The organism is Luteimonas arsenica (assembly GCF_004352825.1).
GTDB classification, from domain to species: domain Bacteria; phylum Pseudomonadota; class Gammaproteobacteria; order Xanthomonadales; family Xanthomonadaceae; genus Luteimonas; species Luteimonas arsenica.
In genome coordinates this window covers 264,034-275,992 of record NZ_SJRW01000001.1, presented here as the reverse complement: position 1 = coordinate 275,992, position 11,959 = coordinate 264,034, and the positions used below count along the sequence as shown (strand labels likewise).

At 70.0% G+C, this 11,959-nt stretch carries 12 protein-coding genes; 6 read left to right on the top strand and 6 right to left on the bottom strand.

What is annotated here, in order from left to right; all coding sequences use genetic code 11:
• Positions 1-73: 73 nt before the first annotated feature.
• Positions 74-700 carry an arylesterase gene (locus E2170_RS01295; RefSeq protein WP_132998848.1) on the top strand — a complete coding sequence of 209 codons (627 nt, stop codon included), beginning with the start codon at positions 74-76 and terminating at the stop codon, positions 698-700.
• Between the two features lie 44 nt (positions 701-744).
• On the opposite strand, the gene E2170_RS01290 is transcribed toward E2170_RS01295, so the two are convergent.
• From E2170_RS01290 to E2170_RS01280, 3 genes are all read right to left on the bottom strand, one after another.
• Entirely contained in the window at positions 745-1,455 is a 711-nt protein-coding gene (locus E2170_RS01290; protein WP_425477811.1) for a M23 family metallopeptidase, read from the bottom strand.
• Between the two features lie 3 nt (positions 1,456-1,458).
• A complete protein-coding gene (locus E2170_RS01285) occupies positions 1,459-2,475 on the bottom strand; it encodes a L,D-transpeptidase family protein (protein ID WP_243708017.1) in 1,017 nt (338 codons plus the stop codon).
• Between the two features lie 64 nt (positions 2,476-2,539).
• Positions 2,540-3,199, bottom strand: coding sequence for a murein L,D-transpeptidase catalytic domain family protein (locus tag E2170_RS01280; protein WP_243708016.1), 660 nt, complete (start codon positions 3,197-3,199; stop codon positions 2,540-2,542).
• Positions 3,200-3,411: 212 nt separating this feature from the next.
• Between E2170_RS01280 and E2170_RS01275 the strand changes: the two genes are divergently transcribed.
• The 4 genes from E2170_RS01275 to E2170_RS01260 are packed head-to-tail and all read left to right on the top strand — an operon-like array spanning position 3,412 to position 5,057.
• Positions 3,412-3,996, top strand: coding sequence for a DUF3016 domain-containing protein (locus tag E2170_RS01275; protein ID WP_132998846.1), 585 nt, complete (start codon positions 3,412-3,414; stop codon positions 3,994-3,996).
• Positions 3,997-4,004: 8 nt separating this feature from the next.
• On the top strand, positions 4,005-4,289 hold the full coding sequence (locus E2170_RS01270; RefSeq protein WP_132998845.1) for a DUF4031 domain-containing protein: 285 nt from the start codon (positions 4,005-4,007) through the stop codon (positions 4,287-4,289).
• 49 nt (positions 4,290-4,338) lie between these two features.
• A complete protein-coding gene (gene msrB / locus E2170_RS01265) occupies positions 4,339-4,806 on the top strand; it encodes a peptide-methionine (R)-S-oxide reductase MsrB (protein ID WP_132998844.1) in 468 nt (155 codons plus the stop codon).
• Positions 4,807-4,811: 5 nt separating this feature from the next.
• The gene (locus tag E2170_RS01260; RefSeq protein ID WP_132998843.1) at positions 4,812-5,057 is read left to right on the top strand and encodes a DUF3297 family protein; all 246 of its coding nucleotides are present in this window, start codon (positions 4,812-4,814) and stop codon (positions 5,055-5,057) included.
• On the opposite strand, the gene E2170_RS01255 is transcribed toward E2170_RS01260, so the two are convergent.
• Positions 5,033-6,994, bottom strand: a complete 1,962-nt coding sequence (locus tag E2170_RS01255) for an acyltransferase family protein (protein ID WP_132998842.1) — start codon at positions 6,992-6,994, stop codon at positions 5,033-5,035. The genes E2170_RS01260 and E2170_RS01255 overlap by 25 nt on opposite strands.
• A 120-nt stretch (positions 6,995-7,114) precedes the next feature.
• A complete protein-coding gene (locus tag E2170_RS01250) occupies positions 7,115-7,495 on the bottom strand; it encodes a hypothetical protein (protein ID WP_132998841.1) in 381 nt (126 codons plus the stop codon).
• A 246-nt stretch (positions 7,496-7,741) separates the two neighbouring features.
• Here E2170_RS01250 and E2170_RS01245 point away from each other — a divergent pair, with 246 nt between their 5' ends.
• Positions 7,742-9,094, top strand: a complete 1,353-nt coding sequence (locus E2170_RS01245; RefSeq protein ID WP_243708117.1) for a collagen-like domain-containing protein — start codon at positions 7,742-7,744, stop codon at positions 9,092-9,094.
• Positions 9,095-9,235: 141 nt separating this feature from the next.
• Here E2170_RS01245 and aceE read toward each other — a convergent pair whose 3' ends face one another.
• Entirely contained in the window at positions 9,236-11,929 is a 2,694-nt protein-coding gene (aceE, locus tag E2170_RS01240; protein ID WP_132998840.1) for a pyruvate dehydrogenase (acetyl-transferring), homodimeric type, read from the bottom strand.
• Positions 11,930-11,959 lie beyond the last annotated feature (30 nt).

Sequence of the window (11,959 nt, the reverse complement as noted above, 5' to 3'; positions counted from 1 at the left end):
TCCACGGGCGGAACTTGGGAATCGCGGGATGAAGACAGGATATTGGGCGCGGCGGCGCTGGCTGCAATGTGCCATGGGTTTGTGCGTCCTGCTGCTGGCGACCGCCGCGCAGGCGCAGCCGGCCGCGGCCGCGGCGGAAGCCGGCGCGCCGCGCGGCACCGTGCTGGTGATGGGCGATTCGCTCTCCGCCGCCTACGGCCTGCGCGCCGAAGAGGGCTGGGTGGCGCTCATGGCCGAACGCATCGCCGCCGGCCATCCGGGCTGGCAGGTGGTCAACGCCAGCATCAGCGGCGAGACCAGCGCCGGCGGCTCGGCGCGCGTGGTCGGCGAAGTCCTGCGCCACCGCCCCACCGTGGTCGTGATCGCCCTGGGCGCCAACGACGCCCTGCGCGGCCTGCCGCTGCCGGAGATGCGGCGCAACCTGGCGCGCATGGTCGGCGCCTCGCAGCACGTCGGCGCCCGGGTGCTGCTGGTGGGCATGCGCATGCCGCCCAACCTCGGCCCCGACTACACCCGCGGCTTCGAACAGGTCTACCGCGACCTGGCCACCCTGTTCGACGTCGAACTGCTGCCCTTCCTGCTCGAACCCGTGGCCGCCGACCGCGGCAACTTCATGGACGACAACCTGCACCCGACCGCTGCGGCGCAGCCGGCGATCCACGACCACGTCTGGCCCGCGCTGGAGCCGCTGCTGGACTGAGTCCGCACAGGACCGCGGCGGTGCGCCGTGCCCTGCCCGACGCCTCAGCGCGCCCCGTCTGCCAGCAGCGGATACGGATCGATCGCCGTGCCTTCCCACCAGCGCTTCTCGGGGCCGAGCAGGAAGATCGCGAAGTGCAGGTGCGGCGCCGCCGGATCGGCGTTGCCGGTGCTGCCGACATAGCCGATGACCTCGCCCCGGCGCACTTGCTGCTGCTCTTCCAGTCCGGGCGCATAGCGTTCCAGGTGCGCGTAGTAGTAGGCGTACTCGCCGCCCGGCTCGAACTGGTAGATCGTCAGCCCGCCGCGGTCGCTGTCGAACAGCTTCTCGACGTGGCCGTCGGCCACCGCCAGCACCGGCGTCCCGGCCGGCGCCATGATGTCCAGCGCCTCGTGCACGCGGCCTTCGCCGCGGTCGTCGTCGAAGGTCGACGAGAGCTGCGAGGGCGCGATGCCCTGCACCGGCACGAGCAGGCCGGAAGGCGGGGGCGCAGCGATGGGCGCTGCGTCGGGTGGCACCGTGCCGGTGTCCACCGGCAACTCCGGCATCGGCGCGGCGACGGCGGATGCAACAGGCGTCGCGTCGGATGCCGGCAGCGCGGCGATCCCGACGTCCGCGTCAGCCGCCGCCACGGACGATGCCGCCGATGACGGGGCCACCTGCAGGATCCGCGCCCGCTCGGCGTCCGGCATCAGCACGAAGTGCAGGCCCGCGGCCAGCAGCAGGCCCGCGAGGACGATCGCCACATGGCGCACGCCCTACTCCTGCAGCACCGCCGGCAGGCCCGGTTTCACCGCATCGGCCAGCACCAGCACGTTCCAGTTGCTCAGGCGGATGCAGCCATGCGAATCGGTCTTGCCGACGTTCTCCGGCGCCGGCGTGCCGTGGATGCCGTAGTGCTCCTTCGACAGGTCCACCCAGGCCACGCCCACGGGGTTGTTGGGGCCCGGCGCGAGCGTCGCCTTGGCGTGCGACTTGTCCGCGTCCCAGAACAGGTCGGGGTTGTAGTGGAAGGTCGGGTCGCGCGCGACGCCCTGGATGGTCCATTCGCCGATCGGCAGAGGATCGTGTTCGCTGCCGGTGGAGGCCGGGAACTGGGCCACGACCTTGCCGCCGGCATCGACCAGCTGCAGCACGGAATCGGACTTGTCGACGACTACCTTGGCGATCTCCGGCAGCGGCGCGGCGCCCGACACGCCCGGCACCACGACGCTCGTACCGGCGCGGAACTCCTTGCCGGGGTTGAGTCGCTTCAGCAACGCCGGGCTGGCATGGAACTTCTCGCCCAGGGCCTCGGCCGCGCTCTCGTAGCCGAGCGCGTCGAGCTTCGACTTCTCCATCATGTCCCCGGGCAGCTTGCGGAACGGGCCGCTGACGTCGGCGCCGGTGATTTCGTACTGCACCAGCACCGGAGCGGTGTCGGCGTCCAGCGCCTTCCAGGTGGCCTCGTCCAGTTCACCGCTGGCATCGAGGTCGCGGCTGCGCTGGAAGGCCGCGATCGCGCGCCGGGTGTTGGATCCGCCGCGCCCGTCGATCTCGCCCGGCGAGAAGCGCGCGCGATCAAGCAGCACCTGCGCGCGCAGCATCGCGTCGTCGCCGCTCCGGGCGCCAGCGTCGTTGGCGGGATGGTCGGCGGCCTTCGCCTGCGGGCGTGCAGCCTCTTCGCTGGCTTTCGCGCCGGGCTCGGCGGGGCCTTCCTGCACGGACGCCAGCAGCGGCGCAGTGGACAGGATCGCGCACAGCGCGAGGGCAAGCGGCTTGGCGGAAGTCATCATGCGTCGGTCCTTCGTTCCTGGTCCGCCGGATGCTGCGCGAGCCACGGGCGAAGCTACGTGAAGGTCAGCGCCTGCCGGAGCCCCCACGTTCAGCCAGATCGCAGTGCAGGAAGCGCGAACCTTCCAGCCACGCGGCATCGCGTGCATAGGCGAACAGCAGCTGTCCGTTCTTCAGGTGATCGATGACCTCGCGCGTGACTTCCGGTCGCAGCGCGGGACACCCCCAGCTGCGTCCCAGTCGGCCCTGCCGGCGGGCCTGCGCGGAATCGACGTAGTCGGCGCCGTGCATCACCAGCAGGCGCTCGCGCGCGGCGTCGTTGATGCCGGGCTCCAGGCCATCCATGCGCAGCGAGTAGCCATTGCCGCCGACATAGGTCTCGGCGGTGGCGAACAGGCCGAGGCTCGACTGGTAGCTGCCCTCGACGTTGGAGAAGCGCGTGGCCATGCCGTCGCCGCTGCCGCGACCGTGGGCGACGTGCTCCTCGTGCAGCAGGGTCCCGCGCACGAGGTCGAACACCCACAGCCGTTCCTCGGTCGAGGGACGGGTGTAGTCGATCACCGCCAGCCGCGCGGCATCGGCCCCCGCGCCGCCGCCCAGGCGCGCGCAGTCACGCGCCTCCAGCGCCAGCGCCAGCACCTCGCGATCGATCCCGGGCGCGGCTGCGGCAAGCCGCTCCAGCAGGTCGCCGGCCTGCGCCAGCGGTGCGGACGCGAGCAGTGCCACGACGACTGCGCGACGCAGACGCGGCACGGACCGCCGGCCCGGGCGGATGTTTCCAGTCACCATTGCTTGAAGATGCGGGCGCATTGGCACCGGCGCAAGGGTGCCGCCGCTGCGCACAGGCTGAACGAAGCGTGTCGCCGCCGCCCGATTTCATTGCCGCGGAACGCATGGGGGCGCAGACTCGGTCAATACGACGGCAAGGAACCGCAGCCATGCCACGCCAACGACACATCACGACCGCCGCGATCGCCACCGCGTTGGCGTTCGCCTTCGCAGTTCCCGCCGGCGCCGCCACCCGCATCACCGATCCCGACTACCCTCGCAGCCTGGAGGCCGAAGGCCCGGTTGCGGTGTCCTGGGACGATCCCGCCGGCTTCACCGAGATCCGCTACAGCCGCGACCGTTTCGCCGCCGGACGCGGCAACTGGGTGCACGACATCGCCGCCTACGTGGCCACGCGCGCCGGCAAGGCACTGGGGCCAGGCGAGCGGCTCGAGGTCCACATCACCGACATCGACCGCGCCGGCGACTACGAGTACGGCGCGCGCCGGGCCGACTTCGTCCGCGTGGTGCGCGACGTCTACCCGCCGCGCATCAGCCTGCGCTACACCCTGTACGACGCAGGCGGCCAGGTGGCCGACAGCGGCGAACGCCGGCTCACCGACCCCGGCTTCCTGAGCAGCGGCATTGGCCTGCCGTCCAGCAGCGACCCGCTGCGGCACGAGAAGCGCCTGGTCGACGACTGGGTCCGCCGCGACCTGCAGGCGCGCGGCAACGTCGCGGCCAGGGACGACTGAACGGCGCGATGGCGGTCTACGTGGACGATGCCGTGACCCTGTGGCGCGGCCACCGCTGGGCCCATCTGATGGCCGACACCCTGGACGAGTTGCACGCGTTCGCGGCGGCGCTGGGTATGCCGCGGCGCGCCTTCCAGGACAAGACCAGCGGCGCCCATTACGACGTCACCGGGGAACTCCGGGAACGCGCGATCGCGCTCGGCGCGGTGCCGATATCGCGCCATCGCGACCGCGAACAGATGCGCGCGGTGATCGCGCGTGCCCGCGCCCAGGGCCGCCGCGAAGCGTCCTGAGCGCGATAATGGCGGCCCTGCCCCGTCCACTCCCCCACAGGAGCCGCGCATGACCGCCTTCGACCTGTCGCCCCCCGACGAAGCCCAGCGCCGCCGTCTCACGGAGGCACTCGGTGACGACGCCCGTCGCGTGCTTCTCGCCCACGGCACCGAGGCACCGTTCTGCGGCACCTTCCTCGACAACAAGCGCGACGGCACCTACACCTGCGGCTTCTGCGGCCTGCCGCTGTTCCGCTCCAGCGCCAAGTTCGACTCGGGCACCGGCTGGCCGAGCTTCTTCGAACCCTTCGACCCGGCGCACATCCGTTACGTGCGCGACCTCAGCCACGGCATGGTGCGCGTGGAGGAGGTCTGTGCGCGCTGCGGCAGCCATCTCGGCCACGTCTTCCCCGACGGCCCGCCGCCCACGGGCGAACGCCACTGCCTGAACTCGGTGTCGCTCGACTTCGTCGCCGCCGGCGACCCGCTGCCCGACCCGCTGGGGCGTGGAGGCGCGGAGGCGGCCGCGGTAAAGTAGCGGCCATGAACGACACGCCTCCCGATCGCCTCAGCAACGACCCGCGCAGCCCCCATTACGACGAAGCGGCCATGGCCCGCGGCGTCGGCATCCGCTTCAAGGGCGAGGAACGCAACAACGTCGAGGAATACTGCGTCAGCGAGGGCTGGATCCGCGTTGCCGTGGGCAAGGCGCTGGACCGCCGCGGCAATCCGATGACGATGAAGCTCCAGGGCGAGGTCGAACCCTACTTCCGCGACGCCGCTGGCTGAGCCGTCGCCGCGGGGCGCTGCGACGCGCCCGCGGGAGCAGCCGCACCCGACGCCAGCAGTCCCTGTGACCTGAAACGCTCGATCACGAGGCGGGCGCCCTCGTAGCTGAGGTGCGCCTTGTCGAACTGCACGGGCACGCCCGCGGCCGTCGTGGCGACGCACCGGCCTTGCTCGCACATGGCGTCGAAGGGGGCGTAGAAGGACACGCCCAGCGGCTGCATCCGCCCGGAAACAGCCTGCGTGGCCTTCTCGGCCTGGGCGTAGAGCCGGGCTTCGTCGACCAGCGCGCCATTGTCCTTCCGCAGTGCCGACCTCGCCAGCAGCACCGGTAGTTCCGAGGTGTACTCGGGAACCGGACCGAACACGATGACTTCGCCGACCTGCGGCGCAATCTGCTCGACCGTCTTCGCCAGGCGGGCGGAATTCCCCGCCGACCATCGTCCGGCGAGGATCACCGCATCGAAATCGCCACGCGGAATGTACTCGCTGAAGACCTTGTCCAGCAGTCTCGTGCAGGTGTTCTTCTTCGCATCAGGCGACTGCACTACCGGGCGGCAGCCGGACGCGGTGACCTGCGAAAACTCTACTTCCGGATAGACGTCTCGCAGCGCTTTGCCGTAGTGCGCGGCGTGGCTGTCGCCGACGAGCAGCACGTTGCGACGACCCGGCCGGATGTCGACGCACTCATCTTCCGAGAAATCGCGGACGCCACGCTTGTGGAGGCTGGTGATGAAGCAGTCATTGCGGCCGTTCTGCGAGGTCACGGTCTCCGCGGCGTAGTGCTCCAGCTTCCGCAGCTCCGGCGGCAGGCGCGCGGGCAGGCCGCCCGATGTGGCGACCGCGAGTCCGCAGGCGGCCACCGCCACGATGGCCGTCGAGCCCACCGCGACATTCACGCCCTTGCGTCCCCGGCGCCTGCGGAACGGCTGCTCGATGAAACGCCAGGACAGCACCGCGAGCACGAGACTGGCCAGCGCGAGCCACAGGGCCTCGCGGGTACCCGGCTGCTCTCCGGTGCCATAGAGGCGGTAGAAGACCAGCACCGGCCAGTGGTAGAGGTACAGCGAGAACGAGATCCTGCCGATGAATACCAGCGGAGGCAGGGCCAGCAGGCGGGCGATCCAGGTGCCCTGCTCCCGCGGCCAGACCAGGAGCGCAGCGCCCACCACCGGATAGGCCGCGTTGGCGCCCGGGAACTTCGACTCCGCATCGAGCAGGAAGAACGCGGCGACCACCAGCCCCAGCCCCAGCAGCGACAGTACTTCGGCGAAGACCCGACCCGGGATGCGCGGCAGGAACACCAGCAGCGCGCCGAGCGCCAGTTCCCAGGCGCGCGAGTGCAGCATATAGAACCCGATCTTGGGATCCCCGACTTCGAGGATGGCGACCGATGTCGCGAAGCTGGCCAGGATGATCGCCGCCAGCGCGCCCGCGATGATCCGCGGGGAATTCGACGACAGACGCGCGACGACCAGCAGGATCACCGGCCAGACGAGGTAGAACTGCTCCTCGACCGCAAGCGACCACATGTGCAGCATCGGCTGCATCTCCGCGCTCGCGTCGAAGTAGCCGGTGTTCCAGAGGAAATAGAAGTTGGCCAGGCCGGCGGCGGAATAGCCCGCGCTTGCTCCAAGCGTGGTGTAGGCCGTCGGCAGGAGGATGAAGTACCCCGCGACCAGGCTGGCGAGCACCACCACCAGGGCCGCCGGGAGGATGCGCCGCACGCGCCGGTCGTAGAAGCCGGTGAACGAGAAGCTGCCACGCCCGATCTCCCCGGCGATGATCGCGGTGATCAGGTAGCCGGAAATCACGAAGAACACGTCGACACCGACGAAGCCGCCGGGCACCGGGCCCAGCTGGTAATGGAAGAGCACCACCGACAGCACCGCCAGCGCACGCAGGCCATCGATGTCGGGACGATAGGTGATGGGCGTCATCGAGTACGGCCGGGCATGCGCAAAAGGGCCTGAATCATACCGGACGCCTCCGCGCGGTTCCTGGCGCAAACCCTCTCCGGACCAGGCAACGATGGATTCCGGCCGCGCCTTGGCGGCGGTTCAATCCGTCGGCTGCTGTCCGTAGCGCAGCCAGAGGCGGGCTTCGCGCACGTCCATGAACACGCGGGCCTGGAAACCGACCTGGCGCGCCGAGAGTTCACAGTGCTCGATCTCGTCCAGGCCATTGGGCTTCACGTGGGCGATGCGCACCGACTCCAGGCCGGAGCCGACCAGCGTCCGCACCAGCGCCTGCCAGTCCCCGGCGCTCAACGCGGGGCCACGCAGTTCGTCGATCAGCAGCACGTAGTCCACCGGCTCGCGGGCGAACTCCTCGACGATCTGCCGCCAGTAGGCCCGGGTGGCCTCGGGCGAGGCCGCGCCACGCACTTGGACGCGGAGCGTCCCTGCCTCGCGCGAGATGACAACCGTGGGCACTTCCATCGCGATCACGGCTCCTTGGAGGCTGTACCGGTTGGCGGGACAACGCAGGCGGCGGCGCGCACCGGCCATGCGCCTCGAACCGGCAGATCACAGTGGTTTGGAACTGTACTGATGTCCGCCCGGCTGGCGCGGCCGCGCCGCCAGATGACCGTAGAACAGGAACTTCGTCACACTTGGCACGCTCATTGCTTCACGTTTCCGCGGGAGTGCCGGGGCAACCCCGGTACATGGAAAAGGGGAAATCCAATGAGCAAGACCCGCAATCGCACGGCGCTGGCCAGCGCACTCGCATTCGCAATCGCCTCCGGCGGCGCCCTGGCGGCCGAGCCCCGGATCGTGTCCGTGGTGGTGATGGACGACCTGGATGCTTTCGTGGTCCTGGGTGAAAACCTGCAGCATTCGGGCGCCCGCTCACGGATCACGCTGGGCGACGTGGGCGACATCTCGCGCAACTGCATGCGCTCGCGCGGCCCAGAGTCGCTGACGATGCTGACCTGCACCCTGCCCGGCGGCTTGCCCCCGGCGGGCGACTACATGCTCACGATCGAGCATTTCAGCAGCCTGGGCACGACGCAGCTCGACTACGGTCTGACCATTGGTGCTGTCGGACCGCAGGGCCCCACCGGGCCCCAGGGACCCGCGGGTGACACCGGCCCGGCAGGTCCAGCGGGGCCCGCCGGCCAGGCCGGTGCCGCGGGCGAAGCGGGTACCGCCGGTCCCCAGGGTGACGTTGGTCCTCAGGGACCCCAGGGCGAACAGGGTGTTGCCGGTCCACAGGGCGACATCGGGCCCCAGGGGCCGCAGGGCGAACAGGGCCTCGCCGGTCCCCAGGGTGACGCCGGTCCTCAGGGACCCCAGGGCGAACAGGGTGTTGCCGGTCCGCAGGGCGACATCGGGCCCCAAGGGCCGCAGGGCGAACAGGGTGCTGCCGGTCCGCAGGGCGACATCGGGCCCCAGGGGCCGCAGGGCGAACAGGGCCTCGCCGGTCCCCAGGGTGACGCCGGTCCTCCGGGACCCCAGGGCGAACAGGGTGTTGCCGGTCCGCAGGGCGACATCGGGCCTCAGGGGCCGCAGGGCGAACAGGGTCTCGCCGGTCCGCAGGGCGACATCGGGCCCCAAGGGCCGCAGGGCGAACAGGGTCTCCAGGGCGAAACCGGCACCACCGGGCCGGTGGGACCGATGGGGCCCGCCGGTCCGCAGGGCGCCACCGGCCCGATGGGCCCGGCCGGCCCGGCAGGCACCGCCTCGCTGCGCTACATCACGGGGACCATCAATATCCCGGCGCGCGCGCTGCGCCGCGGCATCGCCCAGTGCCAGTCGAACGAGATCGCCTTCAACGGCGGCATGTACGTGGCCAACCACGGCAACGACGGCTTCAACCTGGACAACGTGGACGGGGTCTACGTCAACACCAGCGGTACCGGCCGGAACGCCCAGGAATGGGTGGTCGTCGCCACCAACGTCCGCTTCTCCGGCGCACAGAACGTCACTTTCTGGATCGGCTGCGCAGGGAATGACGCTGGCGGGACCGCGATGTCCGAAGCCGTGCGGCAGCGCGACGGCGCCTGGCGCTTCGACGGCAAGGCCCTGGCCGACTGACACCAGGGCAGGCACCGGGGGGCACGGACGCCCCCGCCATGAAGTACGAAGGCACGCCCAAGGGCGTGCCTTCGCGTTTACGGGACCCTGCCGGGCCGGCGGAAGCGCCGCGTCCGTTCCGGGCGGGGCGCTTCCTCGAACTCAGGCGTGCAGCGGATTCGGCCGGTCGGTGTCGATCTTGTAGAGCTTCAGCGCCCGCGCCGCGTCCTTGGCGGTCATGCTGCCGTCCTTCGCCAGCGCGTCGATGGCGGCGTGGGCGATGTGGAAGCGGTCGACCTCGAAGTGCCGGCGCAGGTTGGCGCGGGTGTCCGAGCGGCCGAAGCCGTCGGTACCCAGCACGGTGTAGGTCATCGGCACGAAGGCGCGGACCTGGTCGGCGAAGGCGCGCACGTAATCGGTGGCGGCGATCGCCGGGCCCTGGCGGCCCTCGAGCAGCTCCGTGATGTAGGCCTTGCGCGGCTTCTTCGCCTCGGGGTTGTGGCGGTTCCAGCGTTCGACGTCGAAGCCGTCGCGACGCAGCTCGGTGAAGCTCGGGCAGGACCAGATGTCGGCGGTGACGCCGAAGTCCTTGTCCAGCAGCTCCGCCGCGGCGATCGCCTCGCGCAGGATCGTGCCCGAGCCCATCAGCTGCACGCGCAGCTCGCCCTTCTTCGGCTTGCCGGCGTCCTTGAGCAGGTACATGCCGCGGATCACGCCCTCGGCCGCGCCCTCGGGCAGCGCCGGGTGGGCGTAGTTCTCGTTCATGAGCGTGAGGTACCAGTACTCGTCCTGCTGCTGGTCGAGCATCCGCTCCATGCCGTGCTGCACGATCACCGCGACTTCGCCGGCGAAGGTCGGATCATAGGCGCGGCAGTTGGGGATGGCGCCGGCCAGCAGGTGGCTGTGGCCGTCCTCGTGCTGCAGGCCCTCGCCGTTGAGCGTGGTGCGGCCCGCGGTGCCGCCGAGCAGGAAGCCTCGTGCGCGCATGTCCGCCGCCTGCCAGGCGGCGTCGCCGACGCGCTGGAAGCCGAACATCGAGTAATAGATGTAGAACGGCAGCATCGGCTGGTCGTTGGTGCTGTAGCTGGTGGCGCAGGCCATCCACGAAGCGAAGGCGCCGGCCTCGGAAATGCCTTCCTGCAGCACCTGGCCGGTGGCGTCCTCGCGGTAGTACATCAGCTGGTCGCGATCGACCGGCTTGTACTTCTGGCCATCGGGCGCGTAGATGCCGATCTGGCGGAACAGGCCCTCCATGCCGAAGGTGCGCGCCTCGTCGCAGACGATCGGCACCACGCGCGGGCCGACCTGCTTGTCGCGCAGGATGATGCCCAGGGTCTGCACGAAGGCCATGGTGGTGCTGATCTCGCGCTCGCCGGTGTCCTTGAGCAGGCGCTCGAAGACCTCGAGCTTCGGCGCGACCAGCGTCTGCGTGCTCTTGCGGCGTCGCTGCGGCAGGAAGCCGCCCAGCGCCTTGCGGCGCTCGAGCATGTACTCGATTTCCTCGGATTTCCCGCCCGGGTGGTAGAACGGCACCGCGCCGTCCTTGAGCTGCCCGTCGTCGAGCGGGATCTTGAAGCGGTCGCGGAAGGCGCGCACGGCCTCGTCGTCGAGCTTCTTGGTCTGGTGGGTCGGGTTCAGCGCCTCGCCGGCCGAACCCATGCCGTAGCCCTTGACCGTCTTGGCCAGGATCACGGTCGGCTGGCCCTTGGTCTCGACCGCGTTCATGTAGGCCGCGTAGACCTTGTGCGGGTCGTGGCCGCCGCGGTTGAGCCGCCAGATGTCGTCGTCGGACAGGCTGGCCACCATCGCGGCCGTCTCCGGGTACTTGCCGAAGAAGTTGTCGCGCGTGTACTTGCCGCCGAAGGCCTTGCAGTTCTGGTACTCGCCGTCGACGGTTTCCATCATCAGCTTGCGCAGCAGGCCGTCCTTGTCGCGGGCCAGCAGCGGATCCCAGTAGCTGCCCCAGATGGTCTTGATGACGTTCCAGCCGGCGCCGCGGAAGTTGCCTTCCAGTTCCTGGATGATCTTGCCGTTGCCGCGCACCGGCCCATCCAGGCGCTGCAGGTTGCAGTTGATGACGAAGACCAGGTTGTCCAGGCCCTCGCGCCCGGCGATCGAGATCGCACCCAGGCTCTCGGGCTCGTCGGTCTCGCCGTCGCCGAGGAAACACCAGACCTTGCGGTCGGACTTCGGCATCAGGCCACGGGCCTCGAGGTACTTCCAGTTGCGCGCCTGGTAGATCGCGGCGATCGGCCCCAGGCCCATCGACACCGTCGGCGTCTGCCAGTAGTCGGGCATCAGCCACGGGTGCGGGTACGAGGAAATGCCGCGGCCGTCGACCTCCATGCGCAGGTGGTCGATCTGCGACTCGGTCAGGCGGCCTTCCAGGAAGGAGCGCGCGTAGATGCCGGGCGAGGAATGGCCCTGAATGTAGAGCAGATCGCCGGGGTGATCTTCGGACGGCGCACGCCAGAAGTGGTTGAAGCCGACGTCGTAGAGCGTGGCGCTGGAGGCGAAGCTGGCGATGTGGCCGCCGAGATCGCCCGGCTTGCGGTTGGCACGCACCACCATCGCCATCGCGTTCCAGCGGATGATCGAGCGGATCTTCCATTCCAGGGTCTGGTCGCCGGGGATCTTCGGCTCCAGGTGCGGGGGAATGGTGTTGATGTACTCGGTGGTCGGCGCGAACGGCAGGTGGGCGCCGGCGCGGCGCGTCAGCTCGACCATGCCTTCCAGCAGCTGGTGCGCCCGCTCCGGCCCATCGGCGTCGATGACCGCCTTCAGGGACTCGAGCCATTCGCGGGACTCGGTCGGATCCGGATCGTTGTCGAGGACGTCGTTCAGCCAACTGTTCATGCTCGTGCTCCACACGGCGCGCCGGCCGTG